Source organism: Sphingobacterium spiritivorum (assembly GCF_016725325.1).
Classification (GTDB): domain Bacteria; phylum Bacteroidota; class Bacteroidia; order Sphingobacteriales; family Sphingobacteriaceae; genus Sphingobacterium.
In genome coordinates, this window is record NZ_CP068083.1 from 499,215 (window position 1) to 518,076 (window position 18,862).

The window sequence follows — 18,862 nt, forward strand, 5'->3', positions numbered from 1 at the left end:
ACATTGATTATCTTTTCAATATTTTTCTGCGTATACGACTTAAGCTAGATGGGGTAATACCCAGATAGGTTGCTATATCATGTATTTTTACCCGTTTAAAAATAAAAGGTCTGTGATGAAGAAGCTGAAGATAATTTTCCTCGTGACTATTACTTTTAAATTGTATTAATCTATTTAATGCCAAAAAATAGGCTGCACGTAACATATTGAATTCTAATTTTTCATAATTGCTATTTTTTTCACGCAAAGCGCAATTATCGTGGTGGCTCAATGCGAACACCTCAACATCTTCGATAGCCTTTATTGACAAATAAGAGGGTTTTTGCGTGCTAAAACTATAATAATCTCCACACCACTCCCCTTCAAAATTAAAATCAATTATAAACTCTTCTGTATCCTTTTCCTGAATATATTTTGTCGCCCCTTTTGTTAAAAAAAAGTATTCGGAACACACTTCACCTTTTGTGAGTAAATATTGATTTTTTTTAAAACTCTTCTGTTTTAATCTGGCAAGTTTCTGAAAAAATTCTTCATCGGAAAGCGGGAAAAAATAATCCCAGCTTTTTCTAATATCAGCAATCAGTTGCCCTGAAAACACTCTGTCCTCAAATTCGAAATTATACATGGGAATGTTTCTAATGGTTAATAATCGATTATAATTCTTTTGTTTGTCAACCTTAAAAACGAAAAAAAATATCGTTTATAAATAAAGGTACAATTTTTAACAAAAAATAAACAACATAAGAATCTAATTTATAACACTTTAACTTCTCCCTATCTAAACCTTTATTCAATAATAGAAGTTTATTTGCGGGAGCTCAGCACCCGGCATCGACTTTTTATTGTCTTATGTTTATTTATTTTTCAAAAAATCAACTTAAGACAATATTCACAACTATTTATCTGTCAGTTTATTACATATTTTTCAAACAGCAAATCCGAGATTTGTAATCTGACAATAATTATATTCTTTTCAAGAAGTTGATATCAAATCAGAAGCTAACTTAAAACACTGGTAATCATGAAAAATATACTATTACTGATATTAATTGCAGTGATAATAGGCTGCCCATCCTATGCACAGACCGGGATAGGAACAAAATCTCCGAATCCTTCTGCTATTTTGCATCTGGACGTCAGCTCGTTGCCAGCCAATAATAAGAAAGGATTTTTGGGACCTCAGGTCGAGTTACTATCAGCCACAGACGTTAAAACTATTCCGTCACCTGCCAGAGGTTTAATTGTTTATAATTTGGGTACAGGAGGATTATCTTATGAAGGTTATGTCTTTTGGAATGGCACTTCCTGGAGAACGTTTGAAGGTGGAACTACTTTAAACGGAACTATTGGTGCGATTAATTGTTCAGGAGCCGAATTGTTTCCAAATAATTATACATCAGGTGTTCCCTATTCGGGCACCATGAAAGTACCCTATACGGACGGCAATGGAGGTTCCTATTCCGGAGGCACTCCAATACCATCGACAGGTGTAACCGGACTTACAGCTACTTTACAGTCTGGCAAAACAAATGTGGGATCTGGTGAGCTTTTATATGCAGTAACAGGTACACCTAGTAATTCTTCTCCGGATTTGGTAACATTTTCTTTATCGGCCACAGCAGGCGCCTCAGGCTGTAGCGTTACAGTAGGACGAACATTATTCGATTCGGAGGGCAGTAAAGTGTATAAAGTAAAACACCGTGGCAGAAATATTGATACGGATGGATTTCCTAAGCCAACTTTATTAGCACCTGAAATGAATTTACAGTTTAGATGGGCAGTTATAGCGGGAGTTAATCGACTACAGGTCAGACTGGTAAATCAACCATCTGCCAATGTCAATGTTTTTTATATAGGTCACTGGTCAGGATCTTCTCACGGTTCTTCTGATATTTCACTTACTTTTACTTCTGTAAATTATAATACTTACCAAAATATAGATGGTGTCTGGAACAACAACTGGGGTTATTATTATCAATTTGCAAGCAATGAACTTCGTTCTGGTACCAATAATCCACTTAATTTTGTCGCAAACTTATACGGATTATGTGGCTTTAATAATGGATGGGGCGCTGCAAATGAACCTTATTCTTTGGCTTTAGAACTTTTCTGACACTGCAAAAATTATCTAAAGGAATTCATAAATTTCTTTAGATAATGAGTTAGGCCGATTTTAAGCAGAAAGCGAGTTTCATTCAAAAAAGCAGAGTTTAAATAAATCCCGGACCGGTGTTCCGTAAATCAGGGGTAATTAAGGGTTATATCAGGAAACAAAAATTGCTCAACCCTCAATCAGTTCCGTTGCATGTTTGATTGCAGCTTCTCCGGGATTGGCTCCGCTCAGCATCTGAGCCACCTCAACAACACGCTCCTGATGATTTAACAATACAATATTTGACTGGGTCTTGTCTTCTTTATCTTCCTTATATACTTTAAAATGACTTTTTCCTTTGGAAGCTATCTGTGGCAAATGTGTGATTGCCAGTACCTGCATGTGGGAAGCCAGGCGTTGCATAATCTCTCCCACTTTCAGCGCCACCTCTCCTGATATACCCGTATCTATCTCATCAAATATAATGGTTGGCAACGCCGTAGAACGGGCAATTAACGATTTAATGGCAAGCATCACCCGCGAAAGTTCTCCTCCGGATGCTACTTTATGTATGGGTTGTAATTCCTGCCCTTTATTAGCTGAAAAAAGAAACTGTACACTATCTTGTCCGGATTCTTTAAATTGTGTCTCATCGAGAGATTGCAGGTCAATATATAACCTTGCATGTGGCATACCGACTTCTGTCAGGACTGCAGCCACATGGTCCTGAATCTGTGGTAATACATCTTTTCTGGATGCAGAGAGTTGACCGGCAAGATCTTTTAATGCCTGCATAACAGATGTAAGCTGCTTTTCCAGTGTAATCAACAATTCTTCCTGCGAAGAAGCCGATATGATCTTACTCTCCAAATCATTACGTAAGGCTATCAGTTCGCCAACCTCTTCCACACGATGCTTCTTTTGAAGGGTATAAATGATATTCAGGCGATCATTGACCGAATCCAGACGGGACTCATCCAATACAACGGTCTGTTCCAGTCCTTCGATTTCATTCACGATATCCTTGAGTTCAATATGCGTGCTCTGCAGTCTGGTGAAAAGATCTTCTGAAGCCGGCATATATTTTTCAATATGTTGCAGCTGTACCAGTGCATCTTTAATCAAAGACACAGCATTAGCCTCCTGTTCGGTCAGGTAGTTAACTGCGCTCAGCAATCCTCTTTTTATTTCTTCTGCATTCTCCAGCTGCTGCTGTTCTTCTTCAAGTCTGGTCTGTTCCCCTTCCTGCAGATTGGCCTGTTCCAGTTCATCAAACAAGAATTGGTGGTAGTCCAGTTCCGCATTTGCATTTTTGATAGCTCCTTTAAGTTCCTCCAGTTTTTTTCTGGTTGCTCTGTATTCCTTAAATGTCTTTTCAAAAGCTACCTTTAATTCCGCATTACCTGCGATACTGTCTATTACTAATAACTGGAAAGCTTCTGTATTAATCTGCAATGTAGCGTGCTGAGAGTGCACATCAATCAGCTGCTCTCCCAGGCTTTTCAACAGGGTCAGGTTGACAGGAGAATCATTGATAAAAGCACGTGATTTTCCGTCTACGCTGATTTCTCTCCGAATGATGGTTTCGGTTTCATAGTCCATATCATGCTCATCAAAAAAGGATTGCAGATGATATGCTCCTATATTGAAATATCCTTCGATAATACATTTTTGATCCTGATTGAAAAAGTATTTACCTTCGATACGGCTTCCCAATATCAGAGAAAGTGCTCCCATAATAATAGACTTACCGGCACCTGTTTCTCCGGTGATGATATTTAAGCCTTTATCAAAGGAAATATCCAACGTATCGATCAGTGCATAGTTTCGAATATAAAGACGGCTCAGCATATATATAAATCTAAATTCAAAAGTAAAAAATTAATGTTATGAAGATATTACCACATGTTAGTTGTCCGTTATCCAGGATTTTCTAATCTATTTTCGGATTTCTTCGTACTTAGTTGAATTTGCAGGATCCAACTCCACCAGCAGATTATAGGCTTTTACGCCTTCATTGCCCGGCATACGGCTGAATATACCTACAAACTCATTAGATTTAGCACTGTAAAATGCAGATGTCAGAATATTTCCACTATTGTTTCTGTCCACCTCTTTAAGTTTAGGAAGAAGTGTTCCCATTTCCGTACGTGCCTGTGGTTCATTTTCAGCCATTTTATCCAATCCGTTTATATGGTAATTATAGGCAAAATCGCGGTATGCCACATAACGGCGATCGGTGAGGTTTGTGATCAGCCAGTACCGGTTGTCAAAAGCATCCATAGAGCGCCAACCTACATAGTCGCCGTTTTGGGAGTAATTGACAATATCCCTTGCTACAGAGAAATATGTATTTCCGCCGTACAACTTAAAAGAATCTGCGTCCATACCGATAATTACATTGGCATAAAAGCCCAGCAAAGAGGCCAGATTGCTCATATACTGATTCTCATTATAATCGAGGATATCTCCTTCTATATAGGAGAAATTGAAATACTTGTCATTAAATGCCAATATAGGACTGTTATAATTTGTACCATAGACAGGTCTTGATGAGAAAACCTGTGCTGTACCCTTAAATTCTTTAGAACCATCCCAGGAAGTAATCGTGATGACCAGTGCACCATCAATACGTTCTTCGTTCTGAACTTTATTTCCAGTCCAGGTCCTGTTGTTTAAAAAATCAGAAATTGCTTTCTGCAGAACTTCCAGAGCACGTTTATTGGTATTCTGTACCTGTGGAGACTGCACCTCTACACGAATATTGAGTTCCTGTGCGAAACTTCGTGATATCAGCATACTCAATAAAAGAATACAGACTATTTTATACATAAGATTAATAAGTAAAGCGTTTAGTCAAATATAGGATTATTTTACAGGTTTTCTATATACCTGTCCCCAACTTATCTGCCTTGCGGAAGGCTTCTCTTTTCAGACTGAATTGCTTATTTTTGTCCTAATGCCTGATTATACCAAACAATTACAAAAATACATGCCGAAACTGGCTGCTCCTATTATCTCTCAATGGATCATTGACTCTAAATGTTCTTTTAAGATAAGCCGTGCACGTGCTACAAAATTGGGTGATTATCAGGCTCCGTACCGCGGAGAATCCCATAAGATTTCCGTTAACAACAATCTTAATCCTTATTCTTTTCTGATTACCACTATTCACGAATTTGCACATCTCCGAACGTGGCAACAACATAAGAATAAGGTAAAACCACACGGAACGGAATGGAAAGACAATTTCAAATTCCTGATGCAGCCTTTTCTGAAGCTGCATATTTTTCCGGAAAAAATACTGCATGCTGTTATCAAATACCTCAATAATCCTGCAGCCTCCAGCTGTACCGACCTGCATCTGTTCAGGACTTTAAAGGAATATGACAGTGCACAATCTCCAATCATAACGGTGGAGATGCTCAATCAGGATGATCTGTTTTCAATGAAAAACGGGCGTGTATTTCAACGAAAAGAACGAATCCGTAAACGGTACAGGTGTGTAGAAGTCTCTACCAACCGGATTTATCTCTTTCATCCGATCGCAGAGATATATCCTATCCCCGATCCATCTCTATAATCAGAATATTTCTTGTATTTTTATTCTTCAAACTACTATTTATGAAAAGAACAGGCTTCCTTTTATTATTTTCTGCTGTGCTATTGTTTTCCTGCAAGAGTAAAGAATCAAAAAAAAAATCTGAACATGATACCTCAGGACTTGATTCTGTTGCTCTGAATGCTATTTCAGAGGGCAGCTATAAAAAATATGTAGAAGAACTTTCATCCGATCGTTTTATGGGCAGAAAACCATTTACGAAAGGTGATACCCTGGCGGTAAACTATATCCGCGAGCAATTTGAACAGCTTGGCCTGACTCCCGGAAATGGGGACAGCTATTTTCAGGAAGTACCCATGGTAGAGATCAACAGCACAGCTCCTGCCCAATTGACTTTCACAGGAGCAAAAGGCAGCGTTACAGTAAAAGATCTGGAAGACTACGTTATAGGCAGCCGTCAGTTGAAGGAACAAATACAACTTGATCAATCCAAACTGGTCTTTGCAGGATTCGGCATTATTGCACCGGAGTACAGCTGGAATGACTATGCAGGACTGGATGTAAAGGGTAAAACAGTTATCGTAATGGTCAATGATCCCGGACACTATGACAAGACCTTGTTTAAGGGGGATACCATGACTTACTACGGTCGCTGGACATACAAATATGAGGAAGCAGCCCGTCAGGGTGCTGCCGGTGTGTTGCTGATACATGATAAAGCTGCAGCAAGCTATGACTGGGATGTTGTCAAATCCAGCTGGAGCGGAGCGCAACTGGATCTGGTATCGAAGGATAACGGAGCATCTAACTGTTTATTTGAAGGGTGGATCTCTGCTGCTACAGCCCAAAAATTGCTTGCTCTTTCCGGATCAGGAGAAACTGTATTGGAAAAAGCTAAAAAACCAGGGTTCAAGCCTGTCGATCTGGGTCTGACAACAAGTCTGACGCTTAAAAACAAATTCAGAAAATCTGCTTCCAATAATGTTATTGCCCGGTTAGAGGGAACTTCTAGAAAGGATGAAGTCATTATTTATTCGGCTCACTGGGATCATCTGGGTATTGGGGAAGCCATAGCCGGAGATTCTATTTACAACGGTGCAATTGATAATGCTGCCGGTGTATCTGCTCTTTTTGAAATCGCAAAGGCATTCCAGGCAGCGAAGATTAAACCAGAGCGTACAATTGTATTTATGGCACTCACGGGAGAAGAACAGGGGCTGTTAGGGTCAGCCTACTACGCTTCCAATCCTGTCTACCCCTTCAAAAAAACTGTAGCCAATCTGAATATGGATGCTTTTAGTCCTATGGGTGCGACAAAAGATGTATCCATAGTAGGTATGGGACAATCGGAAGTAGAAGATTACGCTATTCGTTCAGCAGCAAAATTCGGACGTGAAGTTCATGATTCCGGGAATCCTTCTTCAGGCGGATTTTTCCGTTCGGATCATTTTAGTTTTGTCAAAAAAGGAGTTCCTGCTATATTTATGGGAAGTGGCAAGCAATATCTGGAAACGGATTCTGCACGTATTCTCAAACGGACTAAGGCTTTGGCCGGACGTTATCATAATGTAACCGATCAGGTGGATGAAAACTGGGATTTCGGAGGTATACTGGCAGATATCAGGTTGTTTTTTGATATCGGTTACACTATGAGTCTGGAAAACTACTTCCCGAAATGGAAAGAAACATCCGAATTTAAAAATATCGGGGATAAGAGATAGCATATAAATCAACAAATTGCCTTTATATGCAGTCAATTAAATTGCACATAAAGGCAAATTTATCTAAGTTTGTGACCGAACATTAAAAAAGAGAACTCATATGCTACACTTACATTCAACATTAGCGATTGTCCTACTACTTGCATTGGTGGTATCGATAATCATTACGTTGGCCAACTTTGCCGGCAACAAGCCTTACAATCGTAAAATTGCGCTGATAGGACTAATTTCTGCTCACTTACAATTAGTTGTAGGTCTAGTACTATTCTTTGTCTTAAAATACCCTTCTATGATCTCTGGAAGTGTGATGAAAGATCCTACTTTGAGATTCAAAATTATCGAACATCCGTTGACGATGATTATCGCGATCGTCTTGATCACTATCGGATATTCAAAAGCTAAAAGAATCACGGATGCTAAAAAGGCAAATAAAACGGTATTGATCTTCTTTATCTTAGGTCTTATCTTTATCCTTTCACGTATTCCATGGTCTACCTGGTCATTTTTCGTTTAGTCCCATATATTCCATATATACAAGTAAGGCCTGCATATTTCATATGCAGGCCTTACTTTTTGGGTCAGAGAGACAGTTGGCGGGGACGCCAACTGACGCGCTGTCTTTGTATTTTATGATGCTACACTTATTCATCTTCTTCAATATATGTTATGTGATTAAGGAATGCCAACTGACGCCATATCTGCATAGTGCTGATGCTACACCTATCAATCTGCTTTAATATATATGATGTGATTGAGGGACACCAACTGATGCGCTGTCTTTGTATTTTGTGATGCTACACTTATCCATTTTCTTTAATATCAGGCACAAAAAAATCCCGTCGGTTGAGCGACAGGATTTTTATATTTTAAAGTTTCTTTTTTACTTATTTCTTGCTTCCGAATCCTAAGATTGAAAAAACCGTTTTGAAAGCGATAACAGACGCAATGATCAACAAAATATTTGCAATAGCCGAAAAAAGAAATGAATCCTGAATAAATCTTACAAATACTCCTGCAAGACCAATAACAATAGCAACTGTTAACGTTACATAATATTCTGTACGGTTAGCGTTATTATCTGTCTTTTTCGGCTGTCTTTGCGCTGCTGTATTTTCCATGTTTGTATTTGAATGAATGTTACGGCACAAATGTACAAAGTATAGCAGTAAACAAAAAATTTATTTCCAAAATAGTCAGCATTTTATGCGCTTCCTGAATATGATTTATAAAAATGAATGATTTTATCTATTATTGCAGGGAAATAAAGTATTATGCAGAGGTACCTGATCATTTGTCTATTATTTGTGTTGCCGTTTCTTGCTGTGGCGCAACAAAATACTATCGAAAACTTTACGATAAAAGAAAATCTGACTCAGAATGGAAAACTGGCGATAGTAGCATTGGATACCGCTGAGCAGGCTAATGAGCATATCAACGGCACTTATAGTTTTAGCTTAAACGGACTTAAACAAGACCTTATTTTTCACAATGGTGTAGCTGTAGCGACCAATACAATTGAATCTTCAACTTTTGTATTCTTTAAGCATAAAAACCAGGAACATTCACTGGGGAAGTTATATTATATTTTCAAATCAGACAAAGGACTGAATCCTATTAAGATCAGTGGGCTGATTCTGCTTGTTGTACCTTGTGTCATCTTACTGATCGCTTATACTTTTCGCCGTTTTCTGATGACAGCTGTTATTCTGGCTCTGGTCTATGTGTTCTTCAATTATTCACAGGGACTTAGTGTTTCCAATCTTCTGGAGAGTATATTTATAGGAATTAAGAGCTTCTTCTAAAAAGGGAAACCTATCCCGAAATTATATTGTACAAAATTATAACGGTCTGGTGCATGTGTGGCATTGAAAGCATCTTTGAATTCCTTTTGATTAAACAGATGTTGGATAACCCACTGCTCGCTGCCCTGAAACTGCGGATCCTTGACTTTGACACCAGCATCAATCCGGATGACAAAGTAGTCGGAATCAAAACGTAATCCGAATCCTGAACCAATTGCCATCTGGCCTAAGAATTTATTGAATTTGAATTCACCTCCCGGATTCTGCTCGTTCTCTTTCAATCGCCATATATTACCAAAATCCACAAAGGTTGCTCCATTCAGTTTTGCTCCCAGAAGCTTGTTTAATATCCGGAATCTATATTCGGCATTTCCTTCAAGTTTTATTTCTCCCAGCTGATCCAGATTACGTAATCTCAGGCGGAGGTCTTCGGTAAGCCCTTCCCTATTGTAATTACCAGGTCCGAGTGTACGTGCCTGCCATGCCCGTATACCATTCATTCCTCCACTGTAAAAATTCTTTTCGAAAATCAACAAACTGGAATTGTTGCCATAAGGAACAGCTATTCCCGGATTGATACGGAATATAAACTGACGGTTCCCCCCGAGATGTCTGTAAAGACGGTAATCCAGTTCTATTTTGGCATATTGCAGATACGGAACTTTGAAAAGGGTGCGCTGTCCGTCATTCTCCGGAAAGCTAAACAATTTGCTGGCTAATCCGAGTATATTACCACTCAGGTCTAAGGCTCCCCGGAAATAACTGAAATTTTCGAGTTTCAGTAGTTTTGGTGCATTCAGTGTGTAAGCATACTGAGATCCCAAACCAAAATACTGGCGATCATTACTTTGTACATATAATAAAAAACCTTCGTTTATCAGCTGTTGTTTGAACGCTTCATTCAGGCGCCCTACGCGATACTCTAAAACGATAGGCGTAAAACTATGCTGTTTATTAGCTGTTTCAAACCAGGTATAGTTCAATGTGTTCGTCAGATAGCGGTTGGAATAGGTATTATCCTGATTAAAGATTTGCAGATTGGAAGAGAATGTCGTTCGGGGCAATCCATATTTTCCTATACTGTTAAAAATACCAAATGGCACCATCAAACGGGGAAAGGACAGATTAGCACCAATCTGAAAGTCATTATTGAAAATTTTATTGGCTAACCCACCTTTGATACGGGGATCAAACAATACACCATAACGCAACTTGACTTCCAGTTGTTCTGCTCCTCCGAAAATATTCCGGTGAGAGAAGGTATTGGCTATATTAAATCCGCTCATACCGGACCCAAACGTATATTCACCTTCAATCTGATTACCCATGATCGGGCGGGGAATAAGTTCGTAACTTACATTCAGTTTATTGGAATCTACCTTTTCATACTGTATCTTAACACTTCTGAATCCGTTCATTTCGTACAATCTGTCATAGGAAAGATTTTCCTTACTCAAATCGTATTTTTCTCCCGAGCGTACAAACATATAGCGGGCGATAGGTTTGAGTCTGAAATTACCCGTCTGATCCTGAAAATGGATATTAAAGCTGGTATCCACATAATTTTTTGCTCTTTTCCCCGCTACATTGTTCAGATTTCGGATCTTCAGTGAAGTCTTATTAATTTCATAAACCGGATGCTCCTGCAGTTGCGGAGGATTTTCGATGGCAATCTTAAGGTCTGTCTGATAATTGCGCAGACTGGAGTCAACCCCTACCCGCATATATTGACGAAGGTAGTCGTAGTAACCCTGATTTTTCATCAGGATAAACAACTGTTCCCGTTCTGTCAATAGTTTACCTGCATCGTAGATATCTCCTTCTTTGACAGGTGAACTGCTACTCAGTTTCGATTCATAGAGTTCTTTTACCTTAGGATCTTCGAATGTATAGGTTTTGGTTCTGATCTTATAAGGTATTCCGGGTTCTACTTTAAAATCTATATGTGCTCTCTTTTTTGCAATCTTCACTTCAGGTTGTACCTTTGCATTAAAATACCCTTTAGTCTGCAAGAAACGCTGTATCTGTTGTCCTGAAAGTTCTACCAGAGCTGAATCCAGAATACTGGGAGCCTCTCCTACATTTTTTATATCGGCTTTCTTGTATCTGCCATCTTTGGTATTGAATACGTTATAGATAAACAGGTTGACTCTGGAATTTGGTCTTAGTTCACTTGAAATATAAAGGGAAGATTGTTCCTTCAGACTGGCATTTACACCGGAGACACTTACATTTGTCACCAAAGCATGATCGTCTTCGAGGTATTTTGTTGAACGGCAGGATGTAAAAATTAACAACAAAAGCATTATACTTGCAAATGCGAAAAGGGTCGTTTGTTTAATCATTAAAAATGTTATCAAAAGCGCAAATCAGTCTTATTACATCTCTACAGCACAAAAAGTTCCGTAAGCAGCATGGCCTGTTTGTTGTAGAAGGAATAAAATCCGTAACCGAGTTTTTATCTTCAGCATATGACGTCCATGCACTGTTTTACACAGCAAATGTGACTACAAAAGTGGTTAAAATACCGCAAAATATAAAATCTTATGAACTGACTGATAACGAATTCTCAAAAATCAGCCAACTCAAATCGCCACAGGGAATATTAGCACTGGTCACCTTACCGGAGAATAAAACACCTGAGCAGCTGGATTTTTCCAATCAGTTTACACTGGTATTGGATGATGTACAGGATCCGGGTAATCTGGGTACGATTATCCGTACTGCTGAATGGTTTGGATTTAAGCATATTGTATGTTCAGCAGGCACAGTAGACGCCTATAACCCTAAGGTAGTACAGGCCACCATGGGTTCACTTTCGCGGACTCACATTCACTACACTGATCTGGAATCTTTTATTCGTGAAGTCCGCTTGCCTGTTTTTGGGGCATTACTGAACGGTTCTTCGATCTATGAAACCCAATGGGGCAAAGAGGGACTGATTCTTATGGGAAATGAGGGCAACGGCATCAGTGAAAAACTATTGGATCTTATAGATCATCCTGTCACTATACCGCGGACAGGACAAGCTGAATCGCTCAATGTAGCAGTGGCAACCACTATATTTTGCAATGAAATTGCGAGAATGAATTTTATAAAATGACGGAGTCTCCTCAAAAATCTATCTACACGTTACAATTTGCACTTTTATGTCTTAGTTCTCTGCTCTTCTCCTCGAGTTTTAATATGATTATACCCGAATTGCCTAATTACCTGAGCAATATGGGTGGAGCAGAATATAAGGGACTTATTATAGCATTATTTACACTTACGGCTGGTATATCCAGACCTTTCAGCGGAAAGCTTACCGATCAGTGGGGGCGTGTGCCCATTATGGCTGTCGGCTCTGTTGTTTGTTTTTTCTGTGGTTTTCTCTATCCCGTACTGACTTCCGTGTCCGGATTTTTGATGTTACGGCTGATCCATGGATTTTCTACAGGGTTCAAACCCACAGCAACTTCGGCTTATGTAGCGGATATTATTCCCCGTGAACGCTGGGGTGAAGCTTTAGGATTACACGGACTTTGTTTCAGTATCGGGGGTGCGATTGGTCCTGCAATAGGGAGTGCCATATTCCAATCTTATGGCATCAATACCATGTTTTACAGTTCTTCTGTATTTGCATTGCTATCTATTGTTATTGTAATCAATATGAAGGAGACGCTGAAAACAAAGCAAAAACTGCATATCTCCATGTTCAAAATATCCCGTTCGGATATTATTGACATCGGAGCTTTACCGGCAGGTATTGTTACTTTTCTGTCTTATTCTGCCTATGGCGTGATCCTGACGCTTATCCCGGACTGGAGTGAACATCTGGGGCTGAGCAATAAAGGTGTTTTCTTTACGGCTTATACCATTACCTCTATACTGATCCGCTTTATTTCGGGTAAAGTCTCTGACAGATACGGACGTACTAAAGTTATTATGGTCGGCCTGGTTATCGTTGCATTATCGCTGTATCTGATCAGCGAAGGTGATTCTTTCTTCCGGCTTATGCTTGGAGCAAGTGTGTATGGCATCGGTACCGGTATTCTGTCTCCGGCAGTAAATGCGTGGACAATTGACCTGAGCCATCCGCAACAACGGGGACGTGCTGTAGCGACCATGTATATTGCACTGGAAGCGGGCATTGGATTAGGTGCATTATGTGCCGGATTTTTCTATCAGGATATTATCTCCAGAATTCCTCAGATCATGCTTATCAATTCAGGCATCCTATTTGTAGCATTGGCGTATATGTTTTGGTGGGAAAAATCAAAAAAGACAAAACCTACAGGGCATATCTAATGTTATTAGATAACAAAATCACAAATCATACTAATCTATATGGAAGAAAAGAAAAGCTCACAACCTTATTCCCTCGGTCTGTCTTCAAGTCTCTTTGCTCTTGTGCTGATCATTGCACTGATGTATGTCACTCAAAGCGTGTTGGTTCCGTTGTTATTTTCTATTATTATTTCGATTACGCTCTTTCCTATTGCTAACTTTTTAGAGAGAAAGCTTCATTTTGCACGTTCTCTTGCAGCTATTGTATCTGTCATTATCGCAATACTGATCATCGGAGGCCTCATCTGGTTTATTGTTCACGAAAGTATCATTATTGGTAAAGATGCGACTGATATTACGAAAAAGGTTATGTCTGTGGTGGAGAGTTTCCAGACCTGGGTGGAAGGTCGCTTTGGTGTGCAACGCAGTGAGATGGCTGCTCAATTTCAGGAACAGAGTAACAAAATGCTAAATAATGTTGGTGGTTACTTATCTACCGCATTTGGTTCTATAGGGAGCACACTTGCAGGACTGGTTCTGGTACCTATCTTTATCTTTTTCCTGTTATATTACCGTGATTTTTTCAAGGAGTTTTTCTTTAAAGCTTTTCCAAACACGGAAAATCAGAAAGTACACGGGGTACTCAACAGAATCTACGAAGTGATCCAAAGCTACTTTTTAGGATTGGTCACCGTTATGGGTATAGTGGCTGTACTGAACACAGTAGGATTGATGATTATGGGAATAGAATATGCCTGGTTTTTTGGATCCTTAGCTTCGTTTCTGATGCTCCTTCCTTATATCGGTATCGCTATCGGATCTATTCTGCCTGCTCTGTTCGCATTGGCGACAAAAGACAGTGCCTGGTATGCTATTGGTGTCATAGCCTGGTTTCAGGTGGTACAGTTTCTGGAAGGAAATATTATTACACCAAATATTGTGGGAGGCAAAGTGAGTATTAATCCATTGATGGCTATTATCGCTATTCTTATCGGAGGTATGATCTTCGGATTGGCAGGTTTGATTCTGGCATTACCGATGACCGCTGCACTGAAAGTAATATTTGACGCTATACCTTCTATGCAGGCGATCGGTTTCCTTATCGGAGAACCGGACAAAGGGCATCTCAAACGTAATTCAACACAGGAACTGCTTACTAAATGGGGTATTGTACGTCCGTCAAGGTTGAAAAAGAAAAAAGTTGCGGAAAGCCCAAATCCCAAAGACGATAAGAATACAGAGAATTTATAAGATTTAAATTGCATGGGGCTCAGGCTCCATGCAATTTAAAAACGATAGCCTATTTTCTTCATTCGGCTTACCTCCAGCGAATATACCCCAAACTCTTCCACAACCTTACCCGTCAGTTGATAGAATCCGTTACCGAGAAAAGGATAATATTGTAATGTCACGGGAAAATGTACTGTATCCAGCCAATCAGCATTACAGTCGAGAAAAGTTCCGAAAACCATCCTCTCCTTACGGATCGTCGATGTTTCCTTAATCGTTACAAGGCGGCCTATCATACAGACTTCTTTATCTAATAAATGTACCAGATCTCTCACATGGACTGTATCAACCAAATATTTCGGATCCAGCAGATCGAAAAAATCGCCAACGATAAATCCCATTAATTCCAGCTGATCTTTATAATCTTCCATAGGCTCCTCTTCGAACTCGGGTAATTTAAAATCGAGCACAGGAGTTTCAAAAAGGGATACTTCCAGAATTTGCTGACGGGTCGTCATAAAATTAGCTTCCCACAAAAGGGCCTTTTTATTCTTTCCGGTAAAGCGAAATGCATCAATACGAATCAGCAGATTCAACTGTTCCATACCCGGTGACAACCGGGCAATAAAATCATTCAGATCCAGATATATACCGTTTTTTCTGCGTTCGGCAATGATATTATGTGCAAATTTCTCTTCCAGTCCTTGTAAGTGGATCAATCCAACGTATACCGTATCGTTCACTATATTGGTATAGTAATGACTGTGATTGATGCAAGGAAGCTGTACATGAGCACCTGTCTTAAAAAGTTCCTGAAAGTAAAATTCCGTCCGGTAAAATCCTCCAAAGTTATTGATCACGGCTACGTAAAATTCCCGTGGATAATAGGTCTTCAGAAATAGACTTTGATAACTTTCTACGGCAAAAGATGCACTATGCCCTTTGGCGAAAGAATATCCGCCGAAACTTTCCATCTGCCGCCACACCTCGCTGGTCACCTGCTCTTCATATCCCCTTTCCCGGCAATTATCAAAAAAGGTCTGCCGCAGCTTTTCAAATTTATTTTCAGAACGGTATTTACCGCTCATTGCTCTCCGCAGAATATCAGCCTGATCCAGAGAAATACCCGCAAAATGATGTGCAACTTTGATAACATCTTCCTGATAAACCATCACGCCAAATGTCTCCTCCAGCAGTTCTTTCATCTTCGGATGAAGATAGACAACCTTATCGCGGTCATGATAACGTTCTATATACTGTTTCATCATTCCGGACTGCGCCACTCCCGGCCTGATAATGGAACTGGCAGCGACCAGCGTAAGATAATCAGAGCATTGCAGCTTCCCCAGCAGTTGCCTCATTGCCGGACTTTCGATATAGAAACAGCCGATTGTATCTCCGCAGCGGATCTTCTCTGCCAGTACCGGATCTTCAAAAAAACGCTCCACCTGATGAATATCGATATGTTTTCCCGTATTTTCTCTGACCAGTTGCAAAGCATCTTTGATATGGCCCAATCCTCTCTGGCTTAATATATCGAATTTGAATAACCCGACACGTTCGGCTTCAAACATATCCATGTGGATCGTCTGAAAATCTTTGGGCGGAAGTTCTACAGCAGCATAATGGCAGATAGGTTTTTCACTGATGAGTACGCCGCCGGCATGTACGCTCAGGTGGTTGGGGAAGTGTTCGAGCAATTTGCCGTACTTATGTATCCAGCGCTGTATTTTATCTTCCGTTCGCCATTCGCGCTGTGCAACAAGCTGATCGATCTCTGCCTTTGGTAATCCGAATACTTTGCCCAGTTCCCGGATAATAGCACGCCGTTTAAAGGTGCTGTACATCCCCAGTAGTGATACGTGCTGCCGGCCGTACCTTTTGAACATATAATCAAAGATCGCATCCCGGTCTTTCCAGCTGAAATCAATATCAAAGTCCGGGGGTGAGCTCCGGTCGGGATTAAGAAAGCGTTCAAAATACAGATCCAGTTTGATCGGATCGACATCTGTGATCCGCAGGCAATAAGCGACAATAGAATTAGCTCCGCTCCCCCTACCTACATGATAAAATCCGCGTTCATGTGCATACCGCAATATATCCCATATAATCAGAAAATAGGCATTAAAGCCCTGTTTACCGATCATCTTTAGTTCCTTTTCTACACGTTCGACAGCCTCCTTATGTTCTGTACCATAACGCATAACGCAACCTTCCATCGCCAGTTTACGCAACAGATGACGATCATCTTCTTCTGTAGTGGTAAAATATTTTCGGTTCTTATCAGTCTTCAGCTCCATTGTGATATGACAGCTATCTGCAACCTGTATCGTTCGGGAGATCACTGTAGGAAAGCGGGCAAACTGACGCACCAATTCCACTTCGGACAGCAGTGTTTCATCATTTCCGGCTATATCTTCGGGAAGAAGCTTAGATAACAGCGTATTTTTAGCTATTGCACGCAACAGGCGATGCAGACTGAAGTAAGTCTTGTCCTGAAATGTTACCGGACTCAACATCACGAAACGGTCTGCAGCAAGTTCCTGTTGGAGTTCCAAACGATTCAGATCCTGTGGACGCAGACCAATCAGCTCTCCTTGGCGAAGTGCGTTGACGGACTTCTGTCCATACCGGTAAATAATCCAGAGATGTTCGGTTGACAGTTCAGGTTCTGCCGGGAAGTTTTCCTTACGCTGATTGTATGCAGATAAAAACTCATTGATCTGAAAAAAACCTGTTTCATTACGCGCTAATAGGATATAACAGAATACATGATCATTACGGATTTCTGTACCCAGAATAGGTTTGATTCCCTGTTCCCGGCATTTTAACACAAAATCCCAGCTATCTGCCGTGTTATTGATATTCGTCAGCGCCAGTGTACGTATATCCAGTGCCTTTGCATCTTCCACCAATTGTTTGGAAGAAAAAGTACCGTAATGGTAACTAAACCATGTTTTACAATTCAAATACATTAATTTCTCTCCTTTTCCGGTGGTTTGGGGACTGATATTGCACGTTTGACAACCGCGTCTCCATAGCGTTGCCGGATATGATCCATTGCCTGATAGAGTCGTACACTCTCCACTGTATCTTCAAACAAATCAATCTGATACTGTCCCTGTACCAAATGGCTGAAACGTACGCCAAGCAGCCGCACCAATAGCCGCTTGTCGTACAGTTTCGCAAAAAGTTCTTTGGCTTTGGCCAACAATACTGCATCTGAAGCAGTATAGGGAATAACCATTTGTTTGCTCACGGTATCAAAATTGGAATAACGAAGCTTAATGGTAATGCAACCTGTAAGACGGCGATGCTGCCGCAACTGAAACGTCATTCTCTCCGTCATTCGGATGAGTTCGCTCTTCAGATAATAAATATCAATGGTATCTTGTTCAAAAGTCTCTTCGGTACCTATACTTTTTTGTTCAGAATATGGAACAATAGGTGTAAAATCGATCCCGTTGGCTTTACGGGAGAGATCTGCCCCGTTCTTCCCCAGAAGATTCTGCATCATGGGAATAGGAATTTCACTCAAGACCTTGATGGTACGAACGCCCATCTGATGCAGTAATCCGGAAGTTTTGTTACCTATACCTGGCATTCGTTCTATCCGGAGCGGAGCGAGGTAATCCTTTTCAAGTCCATGTTCTACTTCCCGCTTTCCGTCAGGTTTGGCATCTTCCGTTGCTACTTTGGATATAAGTTTATTGGAAGCTAAAGCATAACTGATCGGAAGTCCCACTTCTTTTCTTACCTTCTGCTTGAGCTCTGCCATAAACTGACTGCAACCAAAAAAACGATCTACTCCGGTGAGGTCTGCATAAAATTCATCTATACTTGCCTTTTCCATAACCGGAACATATTCCCGCACTACATCGGTCACCATCCGGGAATAATAACTGTAGCTGTCCATATCTCCGCGAATCACAATGGCCTGAGGACAAAGGCGCAGGGCAAGTTTCATTGGCATAGCACTATGCACGCCATATAACCGCGTTTCATAACTACATGCGGATACGACAGCACGATCACTCATTCCCCCGACAATCAAGGGCTTTCCCACAAATTGCGTATTCTTCAACCGTTCTACACTCACAAAAAATGTATCCAGATCAAGATGCGCTACAAAACGCTTATCTCCCTGCCAAATCATAAGTAGTTTTAAAAACAATCAAAATTACTA

Annotated in this window: 15 protein-coding genes; 8 read left to right on the forward strand and 7 right to left on the reverse strand. The window is 40.3% G+C overall.

What is annotated here, in order from left to right:
* Positions 1 to 7 precede the first annotated feature (7 nt).
* Positions 8 to 625: a Crp/Fnr family transcriptional regulator gene (locus I6J02_RS01880; protein ID WP_201680154.1), complete on the reverse strand. Its 618-nt coding sequence runs from the start codon at positions 623 to 625 to the stop codon at positions 8 to 10.
* A 396-nt stretch (positions 626 to 1,021) separates the two neighbouring features.
* Between I6J02_RS01880 and I6J02_RS01885 the strand changes: the two genes are divergently transcribed.
* Positions 1,022 to 2,113, forward strand: a complete 1,092-nt coding sequence (locus I6J02_RS01885) for a hypothetical protein (protein ID WP_201680155.1) — start codon at positions 1,022 to 1,024, stop codon at positions 2,111 to 2,113.
* Positions 2,114 to 2,281: 168 nt separating this feature from the next.
* Here I6J02_RS01885 and recN read toward each other — a convergent pair whose 3' ends face one another.
* Entirely contained in the window at positions 2,282 to 3,943 is a 1,662-nt protein-coding gene (recN, locus tag I6J02_RS01890) for a DNA repair protein RecN (protein ID WP_201680156.1), read from the reverse strand.
* Between the two features lie 87 nt (positions 3,944 to 4,030).
* Complete coding sequence (locus I6J02_RS01895; RefSeq protein WP_236582253.1) at positions 4,031 to 4,891, reverse strand: DUF4835 family protein; 861 nt, start codon at positions 4,889 to 4,891, stop codon at positions 4,031 to 4,033.
* Positions 4,892 to 5,051: 160 nt separating this feature from the next.
* On the opposite strand from I6J02_RS01895, the gene I6J02_RS01900 reads away from it, so the two are divergent.
* The 3 genes from I6J02_RS01900 (at position 5,052) to I6J02_RS01910 (ending at position 7,889) form a co-directional block, all read left to right on the forward strand.
* Complete coding sequence (locus tag I6J02_RS01900) at positions 5,052 to 5,675, forward strand: SprT-like domain-containing protein (protein WP_201680158.1); 624 nt, start codon at positions 5,052 to 5,054, stop codon at positions 5,673 to 5,675.
* 41 nt (positions 5,676 to 5,716) lie between these two features.
* Positions 5,717 to 7,375, forward strand: a complete 1,659-nt coding sequence (locus I6J02_RS01905; protein WP_201680159.1) for a M28 family metallopeptidase — start codon at positions 5,717 to 5,719, stop codon at positions 7,373 to 7,375.
* Positions 7,376 to 7,475: 100 nt separating this feature from the next.
* Positions 7,476 to 7,889, forward strand: a complete 414-nt coding sequence (locus tag I6J02_RS01910; protein ID WP_201680160.1) for a hypothetical protein — start codon at positions 7,476 to 7,478, stop codon at positions 7,887 to 7,889.
* A 370-nt stretch (positions 7,890 to 8,259) separates the two neighbouring features.
* On the opposite strand, the gene I6J02_RS01915 is transcribed toward I6J02_RS01910, so the two are convergent.
* Positions 8,260 to 8,493, reverse strand: a complete 234-nt coding sequence (locus tag I6J02_RS01915) for a hypothetical protein (protein WP_002993473.1) — start codon at positions 8,491 to 8,493, stop codon at positions 8,260 to 8,262.
* 204 nt (positions 8,494 to 8,697) lie between these two features.
* Between I6J02_RS01915 and I6J02_RS01920 the strand changes: the two genes are divergently transcribed.
* Positions 8,698 to 9,177: a hypothetical protein gene (locus tag I6J02_RS01920; protein WP_236582254.1), complete on the forward strand. Its 480-nt coding sequence runs from the start codon at positions 8,698 to 8,700 to the stop codon at positions 9,175 to 9,177.
* Here the strand turns inward: I6J02_RS01920 and I6J02_RS01925 are convergent.
* Positions 9,174 to 11,522, reverse strand: coding sequence for a BamA/TamA family outer membrane protein (locus tag I6J02_RS01925; RefSeq protein WP_201680162.1), 2,349 nt, complete (start codon positions 11,520 to 11,522; stop codon positions 9,174 to 9,176). The genes I6J02_RS01920 and I6J02_RS01925 overlap by 4 nt on opposite strands.
* 5 nt (positions 11,523 to 11,527) lie before the next feature.
* On the opposite strand from I6J02_RS01925, the gene I6J02_RS01930 reads away from it, so the two are divergent.
* Genes I6J02_RS01930 through I6J02_RS01940 form a run of 3 tightly spaced genes read left to right on the forward strand, consistent with a single transcriptional unit; the run spans position 11,528 to position 14,697 of the window.
* Positions 11,528 to 12,280 carry a TrmH family RNA methyltransferase gene (locus I6J02_RS01930; protein WP_201680163.1) on the forward strand — a complete coding sequence of 251 codons (753 nt, stop codon included), beginning with the start codon at positions 11,528 to 11,530 and terminating at the stop codon, positions 12,278 to 12,280.
* Positions 12,277 to 13,467, forward strand: a complete 1,191-nt coding sequence (locus tag I6J02_RS01935; RefSeq protein WP_201680164.1) for an MFS transporter — start codon at positions 12,277 to 12,279, stop codon at positions 13,465 to 13,467. Before I6J02_RS01930 ends, I6J02_RS01935 begins: the two co-directional genes overlap by 4 nt.
* Before the next feature lie 39 nt (positions 13,468 to 13,506).
* Positions 13,507 to 14,697 (forward strand): AI-2E family transporter, encoded by a 1,191-nt coding sequence (locus I6J02_RS01940; RefSeq protein WP_201680165.1) that lies wholly within the window; start codon positions 13,507 to 13,509, stop codon positions 14,695 to 14,697.
* A gap of 35 nt (positions 14,698 to 14,732) precedes the next feature.
* Here the strand turns inward: I6J02_RS01940 and I6J02_RS01945 are convergent, their stop codons facing one another.
* Together I6J02_RS01945 and dinB are read right to left on the reverse strand one after the other, a co-directional pair.
* Positions 14,733 to 17,651, reverse strand: a complete 2,919-nt coding sequence (locus I6J02_RS01945; RefSeq protein ID WP_201680166.1) for a DNA polymerase III subunit alpha — start codon at positions 17,649 to 17,651, stop codon at positions 14,733 to 14,735.
* Positions 17,651 to 18,832 carry a DNA polymerase IV gene (dinB, locus tag I6J02_RS01950; RefSeq protein ID WP_201680167.1) on the reverse strand — a complete coding sequence of 394 codons (1,182 nt, stop codon included), beginning with the start codon at positions 18,830 to 18,832 and terminating at the stop codon, positions 17,651 to 17,653. The genes I6J02_RS01945 and dinB overlap by 1 nt, the downstream gene beginning before the upstream one ends.
* Between the last annotated feature and the right edge of the window lie 30 nt (positions 18,833 to 18,862).

Excerpts from the sequence above, each read along its gene's own strand:
- I6J02_RS01880 (WP_201680154.1), bottom strand. The coding sequence starts at position 625 with ATGTATAATTTCGAATTTGAGGACAGAGTGTTTTCAGGGCAACTGATT.
- I6J02_RS01885 (WP_201680155.1), top strand. The coding sequence starts at position 1,022 with ATGAAAAATATACTATTACTGATATTAATTGCAGTGATAATAGGCTGC.
- recN (WP_201680156.1), bottom strand. The coding sequence starts at position 3,943 with ATGCTGAGCCGTCTTTATATTCGAAACTATGCACTGATCGATACGTTG.
- I6J02_RS01895 (WP_236582253.1), bottom strand. The coding sequence starts at position 4,891 with ATGCTGATATCACGAAGTTTCGCACAGGAACTCAATATTCGTGTAGAG.
- I6J02_RS01900 (WP_201680158.1), top strand. The coding sequence starts at position 5,052 with ATGCCTGATTATACCAAACAATTACAAAAATACATGCCGAAACTGGCT.
- I6J02_RS01905 (WP_201680159.1), top strand. The coding sequence starts at position 5,717 with ATGAAAAGAACAGGCTTCCTTTTATTATTTTCTGCTGTGCTATTGTTT.
- I6J02_RS01910 (WP_201680160.1), top strand. The coding sequence starts at position 7,476 with ATGCTACACTTACATTCAACATTAGCGATTGTCCTACTACTTGCATTG.
- I6J02_RS01915 (WP_002993473.1), bottom strand. The coding sequence starts at position 8,493 with ATGGAAAATACAGCAGCGCAAAGACAGCCGAAAAAGACAGATAATAAC.
- I6J02_RS01925 (WP_201680162.1), bottom strand. The coding sequence starts at position 11,522 with ATGATTAAACAAACGACCCTTTTCGCATTTGCAAGTATAATGCTTTTG.
- I6J02_RS01930 (WP_201680163.1), top strand. The coding sequence starts at position 11,528 with ATGTTATCAAAAGCGCAAATCAGTCTTATTACATCTCTACAGCACAAA.
- I6J02_RS01935 (WP_201680164.1), top strand. The coding sequence starts at position 12,277 with ATGACGGAGTCTCCTCAAAAATCTATCTACACGTTACAATTTGCACTT.
- I6J02_RS01940 (WP_201680165.1), top strand. The coding sequence starts at position 13,507 with ATGGAAGAAAAGAAAAGCTCACAACCTTATTCCCTCGGTCTGTCTTCA.
- I6J02_RS01945 (WP_201680166.1), bottom strand. The coding sequence starts at position 17,651 with ATGTATTTGAATTGTAAAACATGGTTTAGTTACCATTACGGTACTTTT.
- dinB (WP_201680167.1), bottom strand. The coding sequence starts at position 18,832 with ATGATTTGGCAGGGAGATAAGCGTTTTGTAGCGCATCTTGATCTGGAT.